Genomic DNA, 16910 nt, shown 5'->3' with positions numbered 1-16910 from the left:
ACGCAGCCAACCAACCAAGGGGAACACCATGACCGCAGTGACACCTGCCCGGGCCGTCCAGGGGCTGGCCACCGACACCAAAAGCGGCAGGAGGAGCATCGGAAGCAGCAGAACTGTCGCAACGAAGCCGGCTGGACAAGCGGCCGGGACCAACCCGGCGCCGCTGCGGCCTGTCAGTGAGGCAGCGGAAGTCAGGGCGATGACGCGCGGCACGGTCCAGGCCTCAATGGAGGTCCTGGCTGGAATTCGGCCTATCCACCAGTTGGCGCGACGCCTGGACCCGCGCTGCCTGGCAGCGCTGCAGCACCGGGCAGCACTTATCAGGCGCGAACTTACCAGGACCGGCAATCCTGCTTTGGCCCGGCTCCACCGGAATTCGACAGTCCGCTCCGTGCGCGTGTGCGAAGTGGCTGACGGAATCTACGAAGCCAGCGCCGTCGTGGTGGATGACGTCCGCGCCCGCGCCGTTGCTGTCCGGCTTGAGCGCAGCAAGCAGGTCTGGCGGATCGTCGAGCTCGTTATCGGTTGAGCAGTTGAAAGAGCGCCCGGTCCAAGGAAGCACACAGGGCGGGGACGATGCCGTCCCCGCCCTGTTTACTCTTGCCGATGCTGCCGGCGGACCTGCTAGCGCTTCTTCTTCTTGCCGGTCCGCTTCGCTGCGTCCTGGGCGGCCGCCTTGGCTGGGTTTCCTGAACGGCCGGCTCCCTGGCGGGTTTCCACCCGGGTCTGCGTTCCACCGCTCTCGCTGGGGGCGGTGTACTGAAGCTGTGCCGGCTTCTCCGGCGCTTCCAGACCGGCGGCGTGAACCTGAGGATCGACATGCTCGGTGTGTCCGCCGGACGCGTCCTGGACCACCACGTCCTGGGCAGGAGTCACTTCCACTTCAAGGTTGAAGAGGAACCCGACGCTCTCCTCGCGGATGGCCTCCATCATGCTCTGGAACATGGCGAAGCCTTCACGCTGGTACTCCACCAGCGGATCGCGCTGTGCCATGGCGCGCAGCCCGATGCCTTCCTTGAGGTAATCCATTTCGTAGAGGTGTTCCTGCCATTTGCGGCCGATGACCGAAAGCACCACCCGGCGCTCCAGTTCGCGCATGCTCTCGGAGCCGATGGCTTCCTCACGGGCCTGGTACACCAGGCGCGCATCGGAGAGGATCTCTTCCTTGAGCATCTCCACCGTTACCCGGGACTTTCCGCCGGCCTCTTCGATGATCTCTTCAGCCGTCAGGCTGACCGGGTAAAGCGTCTTCAGGTTCGCCCACAGCTGGTGGAAGTCCCAGTCGTCGCCGTTGCCTTCTGCGGTTGCGGCGTCGATGAGGGCGGTGATGGTGTCCTCCACGAAGAACTGCACCTTTTCATGCAGGTCATCGCCCTCCAGGATGCGGCGGCGGTCGCTGTAGATGGCTTCGCGCTGGCGGTTGAGGACGTCGTCGTACTTCAGGACGTTCTTCCGCTGCTCTGCGTTGCGGCCTTCCACCTGTCCCTGGGCGGAGGCGATGGCGCGGGAAACGAGCTTGGACTCAAGCGCGACGTCGTCCGGGACAGAACTGTTCATCAAACGTTCAGCAGCACCGGAATTGAAGAGCCGCATGAGGTCATCGGTCAGGGAAAGGTAGAACCGGGATTCGCCGGGGTCGCCCTGGCGGCCGGAACGGCCGCGGAGCTGGTTGTCGATGCGGCGGGATTCGTGCCGCTCGGTGCCCAGCACATAGAGGCCTCCCAGGTCCAGGACCTCCTCGTGTTCATCCTTCACGGACTGCTTGGCTGCTTCGAAGGCGGCCGGCCAGGCTGCTTCGTACTCTTCGGAGTTTTCCTCCGGGTCCAGGCCGCGCTTGGCCAGTTCTGCCACGGCGGTGAACTCAGCATTGCCGCCCAACATGATGTCGGTGCCGCGGCCGGCCATGTTGGTCGCCACAGTGACCGCGCCCTTCCGGCCTGCCTGGGCGACGATCGCAGCTTCCCGGGCATGGTTCTTGGCGTTCAGGACCTCGTGGCGGATGCCTTCCTTCGCGAGGAGTTTGGAGAGGTACTCGCTCTTCTCCACGCTGGTGGTACCCACGAGGACCGGCTGGCCCTTTTCGTGCCGTTCGGCGATATCCCGCACCACGGCGTCGAATTTCACAACCTCGTTCTTGAACACGAGGTCGGGCTGGTCGATGCGCTGCATGTCCCGGTTCGTGGGGATGGCCACCACCCCAAGCTTGTACGTGCTCATGAATTCGGCCGCCTCAGTCTCGGCGGTGCCGGTCATGCCGGAAAGCTTGCTGTACATGCGGAAGTAGTTCTGGAGCGTCACGGTAGCCAGGGTCTGGTTCTCCGCTTTGATCTCGACGCCTTCCTTGGCCTCGATCGCCTGGTGCATGCCCTCGTTGTAGCGCCGGCCGGCCAGGATGCGGCCCGTGTGCTCATCGACGATCAGTACTTCGCCGTCCAGGATGACGTAGTCCTTGTCCCGCTTGAACAGTTCCTTGGCCTTGATGGCGTTGTTAAGGAACCCAATCAGGGGGGTGTTCGCGGACTCGTAAAGGTTGGAGATGCCCAGGTAGTCCTCGACCTTTTCGATCCCGGTCTCCAGGACGCCGACCGTGCGTTTCTTCTCGTCGACTTCGTAGTCCTTGCCTGCTTCCAGGCGCAGGACAACCTTGGCGAATTCGCTGTACCAGCGGTTGGTGTCTCCCTGCGCCGGGCCGGAGATGATGAGCGGCGTCCGGGCTTCGTCGATGAGGATGGAGTCCACTTCGTCGACGATGGCGAAGTTGTGGCCGCGCTGGACCAGTTCGCTCCGGTCCCAGGCCATGTTGTCGCGCAGGTAGTCGAACCCGAATTCGTTGTTGGTGCCGTAGGTGATGTCGGCGGCGTACTGCTGGCGGCGTACGGACGGATCCTGGTTGGCGAGGATGACGCCGCTGGTCAGGCCGAGGAAGCGGTAAACCCTGCCCATGAGTTCGGACTGGTATTCGGCAAGGTAGTCATTGACCGTGACAACGTGGACGCCCTTGCCGGTCAAGGCATTGAGGTAGGCGGGAGCAGTCGCCACCAGGGTCTTGCCCTCACCGGTTTTCATTTCGGCGATATTGCCCAGGTGCAGGGCGGCGCCGCCCATCAGCTGGACGTCGAAGTGGCGCAGCCCCAGCGTCCGGGATGACGCTTCACGGACGGCGGCAAAGGCCTCTGGAAGCAGGTCGTCCAGCTTCTCGCCGTCCCGGTGGCGTTCGCGGAGGCGGTCTGTCTCCTCGCGGAGCTCAGCGTCGGTAAAGGTCTTGAATGAGTCTTCGAGGGCATTGATGGAATCGGCATAGTTCCGCAGTTGCCGGAGTGTCTTCTTGTCACCCGTACGGAGGATTTTTTCGATAAGTGATGCCACGTGAAGTTGCTCCCAGTTTGATGCCGCCGAATTCTGGCGTGTTCAGTCTACGGGAGAGACACCTTGGCGGTGCCCCTTTTCCCTCAGAGCGATACGCCCTGGAGCCGCAGGAGTTCCTTGGCCAGCCCCGCGGACAGGTCCCCTGCGGACCCCACCTGCACGTCGTGCAGGCCAAGCCACTGCGCCATCAAGGCCACCTCTGCAGCGAGTTCGACGGCGGTGTCCCCCGGCGCGTCCGGCTCGGCAAAGGCCGATCTGACCAACAGCCGGCCGCCAGTCCGGTCCGCTTTGAGGTCCACCCTGGCCACGATGCGGTCACGCAGCAGGAAAGGCAGGACGTAATAGCCGTAGCGGCGTTTGGCTTCCGGCGTGTAGATCTCGATGCGGTAATGGAAGCCGAACAGTTCCAGCAGCCGCCGGCGCTCAAAGACCAGGGAATCGAACGGGCTCACGAGCGCACGTCCAGTGGCCTGCCGCGGCAAGGCTGATTCGACATGCCGGAAGACAGGCCGGCCCCAGCCCGCGACGTTGACCGGTTCCAGCCTGCCTTGCCCCACCAGGTGCTCAACAGCTTCTGCGGTGGCCTTGACAGGCGTCCGGAAGTAGTCGGCGAAGCAGCGGACGGTTCCGATGCCGTGGGCCTGCGCAGCAGCATCGGTCAGCCGCCGAAGCGCAGTAGCCGGGTCCACGTCCGGCGCCGGGACAGGGGCGGACGGGAGGACTTTGGACGTCAGTGTGTACCTGCGTTCAAACTGCCCGGTCCGTGAAGCCGCCGACACGAGGCCCGCCTCGAAAAGGTGCTCCAGAACCCGCTTGACAGCGTTCCAGTTCCACCCCCAATTCTCCGCCTGCTTTTCCTCGACGTGCCCGATGCGCCTGGTCAGTTCAGAGGCCGTCATGGGCCTGGAGCGGGCAAGGACCTCCAGGATCTTGCCCTCCACGTCCCTGCGCAGCGCCGGGTCCAGCCGGGACGCCCCCACCCAGGACCGCTTCTGCCACAACAGGAGGTCCTGGTAGTGCTCCGGCCGGATGTAGCTTGCCTCGTGCGCCCAGTATTCGAGCATGCGGCGGGGGTGGCTGCCGGCCATGCGCTGCAGGATGTCGCGGTCGTAGTTTCCAAGCCGCGAATAGAAGGGCAGGAAGTGGCTGCGGACCAGGACATTCACCGAATCGATCTGGACGAGCTGCAGACGGGCAAAAGTCCGGCCCACCGCCCGTGCTGACACGGGGCCGGTGGGCCGTCCTTTGTGGAGTCCCTGCGCTGCCAGTGCGATCCGCCGTGCCTGGTCAAGGCTCAGCGTTGCTGACAAGTCAGTCCTCTCTGGTGGTGCTGAAGTCCACCCTAGGCGTTGGCGGGGGCGTCGTCCGAACGGTAGGCCAGGACCTTTTCCTCGATGACGGTGTCCCCGGGCTCGCATTCGTGGTCGAGGGTGATCACCCCATAGGTCCAGCCTCGGCGGCGGTACACGACGGAGGGCGTGTTGGTCGCTTTGTCCACGAAGAGATAGAAGTCGTGGCCGACGAGCTCCATGTTGTCCACGGCGTCGTCGAGGGAAAGGGAGGCCGCGGGGAAGACCTTGCGGCGGATCAGGACCGGGGAATTACCGGCGGGGATGTCGTTCTCGACATCGTAAGGGGATGTGTCTTTGGTGGCCTGTGCAGCTTCGTCCCGGTGGTTTGCTTCAAGGTACAGCGGCTCGTGGGCGCTGGCGGGCTCAAGCGACGCGGTTGCTTCGCGGACGGCCTTGGGAGTGTGCCGGCCGTGGTGGACCTTCTTGCGGTCCTTGGCCCGGCGGAGCCGCTCAAGCAGTTTGTTGTAGGCGAGGTCAAAGGCGGCAAATTTGTCTGCGGCGCTGGCTTCGGCACGAATCACGGGCCCGCGGCCCAGGACTGTCACTTCGACGGTCAGCTGGTCGCCGGTTTGCCGGGCATTGGTCTCCTTGGAGACTTTCGCGTCGACCCTCTGGACCTTGTCGCCCAGTGATTCGATCTTTGCGATTTTTTCCCCGGCATATTCGCGGAACCGGTCTGAAACAGTCAGATTTCGTCCGCTGATCATAAACTCCATGGTGCCCTCCAAATGACTTCGGTGACACGACGGCGGCGCTTCCTTGGGCCGGGCTGGCTTGACAGTCGAGCCCCTCTCCGAGCCGCCATCGAAAGGTACATTCTGTTCTTGGTACCCACCACCGACGTTAGTTCATAGCCACCCGTTATTCATCCTTTCCCGGTTTATTTTTTTCTAAGTCATGCGCTGTTTACACCGCCCCGGCGGGCGCTGGTGCCGGATCCTGCGCGTCCGGCGGGCGTGTCGCGGCAAGCACGACGGCGCCCCTCACCCGGGCCCCGGCGTGATGGAGTGCGCGGGCTGCTTCACCGAGGGTGGAACCCGTGGTGAGGACATCGTCGACAATGAGGACGGGCTGTCCTGCGACCTCTGGGCGCGAGCCTCGCCTGGTCCGCATGGACCCCCTCACCCGTTGTGCGCGGGCTCCCCTCCCCAGGCCCTTTTGCCCCGCCGACGTCCGCTGCCGGGCTTGGCCGCTGTTCACTCCGGCGGACAGCCGGCCCCGTCCCGGTGCCCTGTCCAGGACATCCGCAACGTCGAGGCCCGGAAGCTGCCGTGACGCCTCCTTGAGGAGGAGATGGACGGGACTGAACCCCCGCTTTAGATACCCGCCGGTACTGGTGGGTACCGGGACCAGCAGCAATCCGTGGTCGCCCTGGGCGGCGGCCCTGAGGGCGCCGGCCAGGGCCCCGCCAAGGCACCTGCGGAGTTGGTACTGGCCGTGCCGTTTGAAGGACAGCAGCGCCTGGGCAAGCTCGTCCCGGTAGACACCGGCGGCCACCACGGGCAGCAGGGGCGTACCGGTGACGTCCATCAAGGCAGGGGCGCCGGCCTCCGCGCGGAAGGGCCGGCGGGTCAAGTGCCGGACTCTGCCGGCGCAGGACGGACACAGGGTGCGGTCTTCCGCGCCGCAGCACACACAGTCAACGGGAACCGCCAACGCCAGGAAATCTCCTGCCGCATCTGCCAGCCAATCGAGAAGCCGAAGGAGGGCAGCTTGGTGTTCGCCCCGGTGCAGTGCCGCGCGGAGTGGGGGCGGCCGCAGGTCGGGGTCCAATTCCCGGGTCCGCAGGGCAGTCCGCGGAGGCTTTCGCGAAGGCTTTCCTGGACATGTTCCGCGGAGTGCGCTGTTCATGGTCCCACTGTGCCCGCTGGCGTCCTGCATACCGCAGTCCCGGCGGCCCTATGTGGAAAGGGCCGCGTTGACACATCCCTCGGGTCATACATCCGCCGCTGGGGTGCGCCTGCCGTGGCGTCAGCCGGGGAATGCCGGGTCGACTGGACCTTTGATCTGGGGGGACCAGCCGTTGCCCAGCCGCTGGAAGATCCCCTCCCCTGACTGGACGTAGATATCATCGGCACCATTGCCGGCGCTGATGGACACCAGGCCCGGCCACGGAGCCAGCTGCTGGGGCTGTCCGGAGGTAAGGGACAGCAGCTCGGGCGTGACATTGGAACCGGGCGCGCCCTTCATGACGGCGAGGGTGGTTCCGTTCACCCAGACGCCCTGGTCCGGATCGCCGTCGGCCACCAGGGTGATGGGCGCGGTCAGTTCACGGGGCGTGCCGTCGCCCGCGCGGATGACACCGCTGACCTGCACCTTGGTTTTTCCGTTCTGCTCAGAAATGACCAGGGCACGCACGCCGTCGCGCGAGATCCGCAGTTCCTTCACGGCGCGGCCCGCAAGCCAGGGGGGTGCAAGGGTAACGGACGGGACCGTTCCGCCTTCCGCCACCCCGGTGGGGCGGAACGCCACGACTTCGGTGGCCCCGGTGGCCCCGGGCCCCGCCGTCCATACCCAGTCGTTGACGCTGAAGGAGGGCCGGCTGAGGGTACTACGGGTGGTCACGGCACGGGCAGGCTGGCCCGGAGTGATGCTGTACAAGGTGGTGCGGCCGTCGTTGAGGAAGGCGGCTGTCTGGGAGACGGGCGACTCCGCCGGGTAGCGGGGATTGAGCGCGGACACCGGCTGCATGTCCGGCAGGGGCGAGACGCGGTTGTTTTCGTAGCGCACCAATTCGTTGCCGCTCACGGCGATCTGGCGCGACGGAACAGTCTTGTCGAGCACCGGAGGCAGGACGGACCCGTTGTCCTCCACCCGGACCAGGTCCTGGTTGGCACGCAGCTCGACATTGACCACGTCCGGCTGGCTCCGGAAGGTCAGGGTCAGCTGCATCTGCATCCGAAGGCGGTCCTCCGCCGACGTTTCGGTCAGCTCCTTGGCCGACAGGTCCACCTGCGCGGCGCCGGACACCACAGGAACGGATTCGCGGGCAAGCTTGATCCCTGAAGGGAAGGCGCTGGCGACGGCGCCGCGCAGGTAGGGCGCGGGTCCGGCCAGCAGGGCGCTGGTCATGGCTTTGACGGTCTTGTTCTTCAGGAACCAGCGGACGTCAGGGATGGCGTAGGTAAAGGTGGGGTCGTAGAAGTAGATCGGGTAGGCCCCGTAAATCACCTTGAACGTTTCCTCCGCTATGGCAGTTCCGTCAGGGATTCCGGAGATCCGCCACTCGCCGTCCACCTGGGTCACCGTCACGGGGATGCGTTCCACGGTGCCCGGCGGTGACTGGGTGGCGATGCCGTCTGCGTCCACCGTGTAGGAGACATCCAGTTCGTAGTTGAAGACGTTTTCGTTGCCGGTGGGGACAACCCGCGCTTCCCGGTACACCAGTGCGCGTTTATCCGGTTTCCAGGAGACAGCCGAAGCCTGCGTCAAGTACTGGCGGGCAACCGCGTAATCGTCCTCGTAGCCGCTGCCGGCCCGGTAGAAGTAGTCAATGATGGTCTCGGGCGACGCCCCGGGCTGTGGTGCTGCCGGAAGGAACACGGGTGCACTCACGTTGCCGGCGCTGCTTTCGCTGCTCTTTCCCACCGGCCCGGACGTGGGAATCCGGGCACACCCTGCCAGGAGGACGATCAGCAGGGCAAGCAGTGCAGCCGGAAATTGGGTCCGGCGGTTTACAGGCCTCATGGTGTCTCCCCGGAATCACGGGTCGGGACGGGCCTGGCCGCACCCGTCTGCAGCACCAGCATGTTCTTGTAGTCCTGTTCCCCGGGGACGCTTCCCGGTGCGCCTGGATTGGTGACGTCCTTGGGTTCGAGCTGGACGGGAGATTCCGTGATCACACCGTCCTGGCGCAGGGGAAGGGTCAGGCGGAAGTTGGCGCCGTCGCCCTTCCTGCCCCAGGCCTGCAGCCAGCCGTGGTGGAGCTTGGTGTCCTCCATGGCGATGGAGAGCCCCAGGCCGCTGCCTCCGGTGGTGCGTGCGCGGGCGGGGTCGGCGCGCCAGAACCGGTCGAAAACCCGGGCAGCCTGGGCGGGGTCCATTCCGATGCCGTGGTCCCGCACGGCGACGCCCACGGCCGTCTCGTTTGCCGCCACCGTCACGGTCACCGGTTTGCCTTCACCGTGCTCCACGGCGTTCAGTATCAGGTTCCTGAGGATCCGGTCGATCCGCCGGGCGTCCATGTCCACCACCAGGGCACCCTGGGGAGGCGTGAAGATAATCTCCGAGCCGTATTCGGCCGCTACCGGCGCGGCGCCTTCCATGACGTGGGCGATCACCTGGAGGAGGTCTTCCGGTTCGGCGTCGAGCACGGCCACGCCGGCATCGAAGCGGCTGATTTCAAGCAGGTCCGACAAAAGGGACTGGAAGCGCTCCACCTGGTTGTAGAGCAGCTCTGCTGACCGTTTATTGATGGGGTCGAAGTCGTCGCGGGCGTCATAGAGCACCTCCGCCGCCATGCGCACGGTGGTGAGGGGCGTCCGCAGTTCGTGGGAGACGTCGGAGACAAAGCGCTGCTGCATCTGGGAGAGGGTGGCCAGCTGGGTAATCTGCTCCTGCAGGCTGGCGGCCATGTGGTTGAAGGATGCTCCGAGCCGGGCGACTTCGTCCTCTCCCTTGACCACCATTCGTTCCTGCAGCTGGCCGGCGGCCAGTTTCTCCGAGACCATCGCCGCGTGGCTGACCGGGCTGACCACGTTGCGGGTGACGTACCAGGCGACGGCGCCGATCAGGAGGACCAGGACGGCGCCGCCGGCCCAGAGCACGCTTTGGATCTCATTGAGCGTCTGTTGAGCGGTGTTCAGATCGTAGATCAGATAGAGCTCGTAGACGGTGCCGTTGAAGGTCACCTTGTTGCCGACGGCGATTCCGGGCCGGTCCTCGGTGCCCACGGGAATCACGGTGGATGCCCAGTACTGGTCCTTGCCCGACTCCTGCACGGCCTTCCGCAGGTCCGGGGGGATGACACTGACGGTCAGCTGGTCGGAGGCGCGGGACTCCACCCAGCGGTTCCGGGGTTTGGTTTGGTTGGGCATGGCCTCAAAGACGTAGCGCCTCTGGATCACGGAGCCGCGGCCTTCCACAGCGCTGAGGGTGTCTGACACCAGGGTGATAACGCTGGACTGGTCGGTGACCTGGGCGCCGTCGAACGTATCCTGCACCTGCTTGACGTTGTACCGGGTCTCCGATTCCGCCTGGGTCAGCCGCTCCTGGAACAGGTTGTTGGCAATCTGGTTGGACAGGTATGCGCCCACCACGGCAAACGAGGTCACGGCCAGCAACAGGGTGGTGAGGACGGTCCGGAACTGAAGGGAGCGCCGCCAGCGCTTCTGCAGGGCACGGCCGAGGTATTTCAGTCCGGGCAGGAAACGGCTGACCCCGGTCCGGACCAGCCTGGCGACGCGCAGTGCCACGATCAGGGCGCGCCGCTGCCAGATACGTGCCCGGAATGCCACATGCCGAAGGCCCGGAGCCGGGGCGGTGTCCGGACCGGCTCCGTTGTCCCCGGAATCGTCGTTGCCGCTTCCGTCCTGCTTTGCTCCGGCGTCGTCGGGCAGGATGGGCGTGGTGCCGCGCAGGTCCGGTTCCCCGTCCTGCGCGGCGGGGTCAGACCCCTGCTTTATAGCCGACACCACGCACCGTCAATACAACTTCCGGGGCTTCCGGGTCCTGCTCGATCTTGGACCGCAGTCGCTGGACATGGACGTTGACCAGCCGGGTGTCAGCGGCGTGCCGGTAGCCCCAGACCTGTTCCAGCAGCAGCTCCCGCGTGAAGACCTGCCAGGGCTTCCGGGCCAGCGCGACCAGGAGGTCGAATTCCAGCGGCGTCAGGGAAATCCGCTCATTACCCCTGCTGACCGTGTGGCCGGCGACGTCGATGGTGATGTCGGCAATCCGGAGGGTTTCGGGGGCCTTCTGGTCACCGGGACGAAGCCGCGCCCGGACGCGGGCCACCAGCTCGGCAGGCTTGAACGGTTTCGGCACATAGTCGTCGGCACCGGACTCCAGGCCGCGGACGACGTCGGAGGTGTCCGATTTGGCGGTCAGCATGACAATGGGAACGTCGGATTCCCCGCGGATCTGGCGGCACACTTCGATGCCATCCATACCTGGAAGCATGAGGTCGAGCAGGACCAGGTCCGGCCGCGATGACCGGAAAACGTCGAGGGCCTGGGCGCCGTCGGCGCAGAAGACCGGCTCGAAGCCGTCATTACGGAGGACAATCCCAATCATCTCGGCCAGCGCTTCATCATCGTCTACCACCAGAATGCGTGCCTTCATAGCTATATATTCCCTTATCGGGATGCGTTTGTCCTGTTGAGCGGCCCCCGGCATGGCGGGACACTAGGCCGTCCGGCAACGGAACTATAGTCTTGGGCTCATGCTCCGCGTTGCCGCTGCACCCCTATGGCGGGTGGCCCGCGGGGCAGGCGGACTGGTATTGGGGAGGAATCAGTGTCACCACAGGAGCCGGGGCCCGAAGAGCCCACGCGGGAGCAGCGGGGCAACGGGCAGGACGACGGCGGCCCGGCCGGTGCGGATAGGCCCGGCCAGGTGCCACCGCCGGAGCAGCCATGGGCTTCGCCGTCAGGGTCGGCGCAGGATCCCTGGCGGCAGGCGCCAGGGTGGCCACAGGAGTCCCCATGGGAACAAGCGGCCTCCAAGGACCAGGCAAGTCCGTGGGAACAGCGTCCGCCGCAGGCACCCCAGTGGCAGCAATGGTCCGGTCAGGGTGGAAACGGGAACCCTGGATACCCCGGGGGACAGTACCCGGGCGCCCCATACCCGGGCAGCCAGTCCCCCGGCGCCCTGCCTCCCGGTCGACTTCCCTCTGGCGGCCCGGCTTACGGTGGCCCGGCTTACGGCGGGCCGGCATACGGCGGCCAGGCCCCCAGCGGACCCGCCTACGGTGGACAAAGGTTTGCTGGCCCGGGACAACCCTGGCAACCCCGCTACGCCGCACCTCCCAAGCCGGGAATCATCCCTTTGCGGCCCCTGATGTTCGGCGAGATCCTGGACGGGTCGTTCCAGGCCATCAGGCGCAACGCCAAAGCCATGCTCGGCGCCGGCCTCCTGGCACAGTCCCTGTCGGCGATTCTTGCTGCGGTGTTTGCGGGAATGACGGCAACGTCAGCCGGCTCCATCGAAACCTGGGCGGCACGGGCGAGCCGGGCTGACATCGCGGCCGCGGGCATGGGGCTGATGGCAACGGCGGTCGTCGTATCCATCCTCTCTGTCTTTATGTCAGCTGTCCTCCAGGGTGCCATGGTGGTACCTGTTGCCCGCTCGGTCCTGAACCGACCCACCGGCTTCCGCCGGATGCTGTCGCTGGTACGCCCACGGATCGGCGCGCTGCTCAGGCTCGCGGCACTCCTGGTGGCGGGGGCCCTGGCCGCGGCAGTGCTCTTCATCGTCCTGATTGTGCTCCTGTTTTCCAGCGTCCGCGGGGCGGGCGCCCTGCTGTCCATCCCCCTGATGCTGGGCTTCGGTGCCGGATTCGTCTGGGTGGCGGTCAAGCTTCTGGTGGCGCCGGCCGCCGTCGTCATCGAAGAACTCGGCGCCCTCGCCGGGCTGCGGCGCTCATGGGAGCTGACCCGGGCCAACTGGTGGCGGATCCTCGGCATCACCCTCGTGGTGGGGATCCTGGTTGCCGTGGTGACCCAAGTGGTCCTGATCCCGGCGGGCATGCTGCCTGCCGTCCTGTCCCGCGTCGTCTCCCCCCACGGTGGCAGCGGACAGCAGGCGTCCCTGGCCGTGGCCACCGGCATCGTCACGGCAGTGCTCGGGGCATTGGTGGGCGCGGTGGGTTACGCCTTCCAAACCTCCGTCATGGCACTGCTCTACATGGACCTGAGGATGCGCCAGGACGGACTGGATATCGCGCTGCTGCGACAGCTCGAAACCGGTTCCGATCCTGACGGCATCCCGGGCCGTGGCCTCCGCCCGGGCGGCACGCTCCCCTACCCCGGGTACGGGCCCGGCCCGGGGGCATCGCCTTATGGCCGCTGAGCCTCCGGTACTTCCCGATGCCGGGGAGGCCCGGCGCTGGGCGGCGGAGGAGCTTGCCAAACCCGAATACCGCGAGAATGCCCCCTCCTGGCTTGGCACCCTCTGGCGTAACTTCCTGGACTGGCTGCAATCCCTTGACGGGACCGGCGGTGACACCGCGGCCGCGCCCAGCCCCGTCATCGCCCTCGTGATTGCGGCGATCATCGCCGCAGCGGTCATCCTCGCCCGGCCCCGGCTGAACGCCCGCCGCCGCCAGGCCCGGGAGGTCTTCGAGCCGGATGCCACCCTCGGCGCCGCGGACTACCGCAGCCGCGCGGAAGCGGCAGCGGCCGCCGGCAACTGGGGGGACGCCGTCGTCGAACGTTTCCGCGCCATGGTCCGCAGCGCAGAGGACCGCGCCATCCTTGACCCCCAGCCGGGCCGGACGGCGGACGAAGCGGCCGGGGCATTGTCCCTGCACTTCAGCGCCCTGGCCCCGCGTCTGGCAGGAGCGGCTGCGGCCTTTGACGCCATCCGCTACGGGAACAAGACAGCAGGCAACGCCGGCTATCGGGACATAGTGGACCTTGACGCGGCGCTGGAGCAGGCAAAGCCCGCCCCTGCCGGCACCACGGTGTTGCTCCCATGACGGCCGGCGGGCGCGCAGTCGTCGAACATCACGGAGCCGGCAAGGAGGCCGGCGGATCAGCGCCCCGCCCCCGCAAGACGAGGGCTGCAGCCATCCTGGGCTGGCTGAATCTCCACCGCGGCGCGGCCGCAGCGGCAGTGGTGGTGGCCGCCGCGCTGGCACTGGTCATCGGCACCCAGCTTGCGCCCAAGGGCGACACCGTTCCCCTCTCAATCCACAATGCCGGACCGGAAGGAGCCAGGGCGCTGGCCAAAATCCTCGGCCGGCACGGAGTTACCGTCCAGGCGCCGGAACGCTTTGACGCGGCACTGGACGACCTTCGCGCCAGCGACTCCCCCACCCTCCTCCTCTACGACCGGAACGGCATCCTGGCTGAACCGCAACTGGCGGGCCTGCTGGCAGCGGCCGGCCACGTTGTGGTGGTCTCTCCCCGGCTGGAGACCCTTGCGGTCCTTGACAGCGGCATCCGCCAGGCCGGCGTGGTTCCCGATGCGCATCCCGTCCTGGAACCGGGATGCGCCCTGCCCGACGCGGAAGCCGCCGGCCAGGTCAGCGGTGAAGGGGCGTTCGTCTACGAAGGCGGCACCACCTGCTTCCGGGCGGCAGGGACCGCCGGAATGCTTGCCGTCAGCGACGGCGGGCGCTTGGCGGTGCTGGGCAGCACGGCCATCCTCAGCAATGGCGGGCTGGATGAACTGGGCAACGCCGCGTTGGCAACCAGGATGTTGGGAACCTCAAAGGACCTCGTCTGGTACATCCCTTCGCTTCAGGACGTCACCGTCGACGGGGCCGGGAAGACCCTCGACGACCTCGCCCCCGCCTGGGCCCGATTCCTGGGTCCCTGGCTGTTGGTGGTGGCGCTGGCGGCAGTCATGTGGCGCGGCCGCCGTCATGGGCCGCTCGTCTTTGAGCCGTTGCCGGTGGTGGTCAAGGCGGTGGAAACCGCGGAAGGCCGCGCCCGGCTCTACCAGGACTCCCGGGCCGTCAGCCAGGCCCGGGACAACCTGCGGGCCGGACTGCTGGTGCGGCTGTCCGCCAGGCTAAGGCTCGGCCCCGGGGCCACCCCGGAGGACACCATTGCCGCGGCCGCGCGGCTGCTGGGCAGGGACCCGAGGGACGTCCGGGCGATCATCAACGAACATCCCACGTCAGAAGCAGCGTTGGTGGCCTGGTCCCAGGCCCTCGACAAACTGGAGAAAGAGGTCATGACCCGATGAGTGAACAAGGCAGCGGCCAGGGGGTCCTGAATTCGGTAGACCCCAGCAGCCCTTTCGACGACGGCGCGCGGCAGGCACTCCTTGCTGTCCGGCGGGAAGTGGCCAAGGCAGTGGTGGGACAGGACGCCACCGTGACCGGCCTCCTGATTGCCCTGCTCTCGCAGGGCCACGTCCTGCTCGAAGGCGTCCCCGGCGTAGCCAAAACCCTGCTGGTCCGTGCACTGTCCTCGGCGTTGAGCCTGGAGACCAAACGGGTGCAGTTCACCCCAGACCTCATGCCGGGAGACGTCACCGGTTCCCTGGTCTACGACTCGCGCACCTCCGAATTCAGCTTCCGCGAGGGACCTGTCTTCACCAACCTGTTGTTGGCCGACGAGATCAACCGGACCCCGCCGAAGACGCAGGCATCGCTCCTCGAGGCCATGGAAGAGCGCCAGGTATCCGTTGACGGTGTGTCCCGGCGGCTGCCCGCGCCCTTCCTGGTGGCGGCCACCCAGAATCCGGTGGAGTACGAGGGGACCTACCCCCTGCCGGAAGCGCAGCTGGACCGGTTCCTGCTCAAGCTCACCATGCCGCTGCCGGCGCGCGGGGAAGAAATCGAGGTCATCCGCCGCCACGCCGCCGGGTTCGATCCCCGGGACCTGTCAGCGGCCGGTGTCCGGGCGGTGGCCGGGGCCGGGGACCTGGAACGGGCGCGGGATGCCGTGACCCGCGTGGCAGTGGAACCGGAGATCATCGGCTACATCGTTGACCTGGTGCGCGCCACCCGGGCAGCCCCTTCCTTCCAGCTTGGCGTCTCGCCGCGCGGTGCCACCGCCCTGCTCAACACGTCACGGTCCTGGGCGTGGCTCTCCGGCCGTCCCTTCGTGACCCCCGACGACGTCAAGGCGCTGGCGCTGCCCTGCCTGCGGCACCGGGTGGCGCTGCAGCCCGAGGCGCAGATGGATGGAGTCCGGGTGGACGACGTCCTGGGCAGCATCCTGGCCTCCGTCCCCGTTCCGCGCTGATGGCCGTCTCGGGGCGCTTCGTGGCCCTGGTGCTGCTGGGCCTGGTGCCTGTGCTGCTGTTCCCGAATTGGCTGACCGTGCTGGCCACGGCCGCCCTGCTCACTGCCCTGCTGGTCGCGGAGCTGGTGTTCGCCGCATCGCTTCGGAAGGTCAGTGTGGTGCGGGCGGAGCCGGAGAACGTAACGCTCACCAATGCGGTGGATGCCCTGCTCACCATCCGCAACGGCGGTCACAGGATGCTGCGGGGATCGTTCCGGGACGGCTGGCAGCCTTCCGCCGGCGCGCAGGATTCCGTCCAGGACATCACCGTCCCTGCCGGCGAAGGCAGGCGGTTTACGGTGCGGCTCCGGCCCACCCGCCGCGGCGACCTCAAAGCGCCGCACGTGACACTTCGCTCATTCGGCCCGCTGGGTCTGGCGGCCCGCCAGCGGACTGTCGCCTGCGAAGGCTTGGTACGGGTGCTTCCGCCGTTCCGGTCGCGGCGGCATTTGCCCTCAAAGCTGCGGAGGCTGCGGGAACTCGATGGGAAGGCGGCCGCGCAGATCCGCGGCGCCGGTACGGAGTTCGACTCACTGCGGGACTACGTCCGCGGCGACGACGTCCGTTCCATTGACTGGCGCGCCACGGCCAGGCGTTCCGCCGTGGTGGTCCGGACCTGGCGTCCTGAACGGGACCGGCGGGTGGTGATGGTCCTTGATACGTCCCGCACCGCCGCTGCAAGGATCGGTGATGAAACGCGCCTGGATACCGGGATTGAGGCCGCGCTGCTCCTGGGTGTCCTGGCCGAGCGTGGCGGTGACCGGGTGGACTTCCTAGCCTTCGACCGAAGGACCAGGGCGCGGGCCCGTTCCGCCGGCCAGGGCAACATCCTGGGCCGGCTGGTCCAGGCCATGGCTCCCCTTGACGCCGAACTGATCGAGATGGACTGGCCCGCGGTCCCGGGGCAGGTCCGCGCCATGTCCGCGCACCGGTCCCTTGTGGTGCTCTTGACGTCGCTGGACAGCGGAGCGCCGGAGGAGGGACTGCTTCCCGTTGCCGAGCGGCTGGCTGCCGGGCACGTGGTGGTGGTGGCCGCCGTCCGCGACCCCCAACTGGGGGACATGCTGCGGGAGCGCACTGATGCCGCCGGGGTGTACCGTGCCGCCGCAGCCGAACGCGCCCTCCTGCAGCGGGCAGCGGTTACCGCTGAGCTGCGCCGGTACGGAGTGGAAGTGGTGGACGCCGAGCCCCAGGAGCTGCCTCCCCGGCTGGCGGACATGTACATCCGGCTCAAGGCTGCCGGTAGATTGTGAGTCCGGAGGCAAGCAGCGCCGCCACAGGCAACAGGAGG

At 67.0% G+C, this 16910-nt stretch carries 13 protein-coding genes; 6 read left to right on the top strand and 7 right to left on the bottom strand.

Annotation, left to right across the window (positions count from 1 at the left end; all coding sequences use genetic code 11):
• Positions 1–28: 28 nt before the first annotated feature.
• Positions 29–529 carry an Rv3235 family protein gene (locus tag RM50_RS20845; RefSeq protein WP_043450697.1) on the top strand — a complete coding sequence of 167 codons (501 nt, stop codon included), beginning with the start codon at positions 29–31 and terminating at the stop codon, positions 527–529.
• Between the two features lie 95 nt (positions 530–624).
• Here the strand turns inward: RM50_RS20845 and secA are convergent, their stop codons facing one another.
• The 7 genes from secA to mtrA form a co-directional block, all read right to left on the bottom strand.
• Positions 625–3366, bottom strand: a complete 2742-nt coding sequence (secA, locus tag RM50_RS05325) for a preprotein translocase subunit SecA (RefSeq protein ID WP_043450694.1) — start codon at positions 3364–3366, stop codon at positions 625–627.
• An 83-nt stretch (positions 3367–3449) separates the two neighbouring features.
• A complete protein-coding gene (locus tag RM50_RS05320; protein WP_043450693.1) occupies positions 3450–4676 on the bottom strand; it encodes a winged helix-turn-helix domain-containing protein in 1227 nt (408 codons plus the stop codon).
• A 32-nt stretch (positions 4677–4708) separates the two neighbouring features.
• Positions 4709–5434, bottom strand: a complete 726-nt coding sequence (gene hpf, locus RM50_RS05315) for a ribosome hibernation-promoting factor, HPF/YfiA family (RefSeq protein WP_043450750.1) — start codon at positions 5432–5434, stop codon at positions 4709–4711.
• A 190-nt stretch (positions 5435–5624) separates the two neighbouring features.
• Entirely contained in the window at positions 5625–6293 is a 669-nt protein-coding gene (locus RM50_RS05310; RefSeq protein ID WP_240471878.1) for a ComF family protein, read from the bottom strand.
• Positions 6294–6689: 396 nt separating this feature from the next.
• Complete coding sequence (locus RM50_RS05305) at positions 6690–8405, bottom strand: LpqB family beta-propeller domain-containing protein (RefSeq protein ID WP_043450691.1); 1716 nt, start codon at positions 8403–8405, stop codon at positions 6690–6692.
• Positions 8402–10174: an MtrAB system histidine kinase MtrB gene (gene mtrB, locus RM50_RS05300; protein WP_240471890.1), complete on the bottom strand. Its 1773-nt coding sequence runs from the start codon at positions 10172–10174 to the stop codon at positions 8402–8404. The genes RM50_RS05305 and mtrB overlap by 4 nt, the downstream gene beginning before the upstream one ends.
• Positions 10175–10325: 151 nt before the next feature.
• A complete protein-coding gene (gene mtrA, locus RM50_RS05295; protein WP_018768515.1) occupies positions 10326–11000 on the bottom strand; it encodes an MtrAB system response regulator MtrA in 675 nt (224 codons plus the stop codon).
• Positions 11001–11705: 705 nt separating this feature from the next.
• On the opposite strand from mtrA, the gene RM50_RS05290 reads away from it, so the two are divergent.
• From RM50_RS05290 to RM50_RS05270, 5 genes are read left to right on the top strand one after another with little or no spacing between them, the layout of a single operon-like run.
• The gene (locus tag RM50_RS05290) at positions 11706–12728 is read left to right on the top strand and encodes a hypothetical protein (protein WP_052259977.1); all 1023 of its coding nucleotides are present in this window, start codon (positions 11706–11708) and stop codon (positions 12726–12728) included.
• A complete protein-coding gene (locus RM50_RS05285) occupies positions 12718–13356 on the top strand; it encodes a DUF4129 domain-containing protein (protein ID WP_043450686.1) in 639 nt (212 codons plus the stop codon). The genes RM50_RS05290 and RM50_RS05285 overlap by 11 nt, the downstream gene beginning before the upstream one ends.
• Positions 13353–14573, top strand: a complete 1221-nt coding sequence (locus RM50_RS05280; RefSeq protein WP_156133839.1) for a DUF4350 domain-containing protein — start codon at positions 13353–13355, stop codon at positions 14571–14573. The genes RM50_RS05285 and RM50_RS05280 overlap by 4 nt, the downstream gene beginning before the upstream one ends.
• Positions 14570–15580 (top strand): AAA family ATPase, encoded by a 1011-nt coding sequence (locus tag RM50_RS05275; protein ID WP_043450684.1) that lies wholly within the window; start codon positions 14570–14572, stop codon positions 15578–15580. The genes RM50_RS05280 and RM50_RS05275 overlap by 4 nt, the downstream gene beginning before the upstream one ends.
• On the top strand, positions 15580–16872 hold the full coding sequence (locus RM50_RS05270; RefSeq protein ID WP_043450681.1) for a DUF58 domain-containing protein: 1293 nt from the start codon (positions 15580–15582) through the stop codon (positions 16870–16872). Before RM50_RS05275 ends, RM50_RS05270 begins: the two co-directional genes overlap by 1 nt.
• Positions 16873–16910 lie beyond the last annotated feature (38 nt).

It is taken from the genome of Pseudarthrobacter phenanthrenivorans (genome assembly GCF_000813845.1).
Classification (GTDB): Bacteria; Actinomycetota; Actinomycetes; order Actinomycetales; family Micrococcaceae; genus Arthrobacter; species Arthrobacter phenanthrenivorans_B.
Note: the sequence above shows the minus strand (reverse complement) of the source record. Positions and strands in the feature narration are given on the sequence as shown.

Coding starts and splice junctions, on each gene's coding strand:
- hpf (WP_043450750.1), bottom strand. CDS start 5,434: ATGGAGTTTATGATCAGCGGACGAAATCTGACTGTTTCAGACCGGTTC.
- RM50_RS05305 (WP_043450691.1), bottom strand. CDS start 8,405: ATGAGGCCTGTAAACCGCCGGACCCAATTTCCGGCTGCACTGCTTGCC.
- RM50_RS05275 (WP_043450684.1), top strand. CDS start 14,570: ATGAGTGAACAAGGCAGCGGCCAGGGGGTCCTGAATTCGGTAGACCCC.
- RM50_RS05270 (WP_043450681.1), top strand. CDS start 15,580: ATGGCCGTCTCGGGGCGCTTCGTGGCCCTGGTGCTGCTGGGCCTGGTG.
- RM50_RS05280 (WP_156133839.1), top strand. CDS start 13,353: ATGACGGCCGGCGGGCGCGCAGTCGTCGAACATCACGGAGCCGGCAAG.
- RM50_RS05285 (WP_043450686.1), top strand. CDS start 12,718: ATGGCCGCTGAGCCTCCGGTACTTCCCGATGCCGGGGAGGCCCGGCGC.
- mtrA (WP_018768515.1), bottom strand. CDS start 11,000: ATGAAGGCACGCATTCTGGTGGTAGACGATGATGAAGCGCTGGCCGAG.
- RM50_RS20845 (WP_043450697.1), top strand. CDS start 29: ATGACCGCAGTGACACCTGCCCGGGCCGTCCAGGGGCTGGCCACCGAC.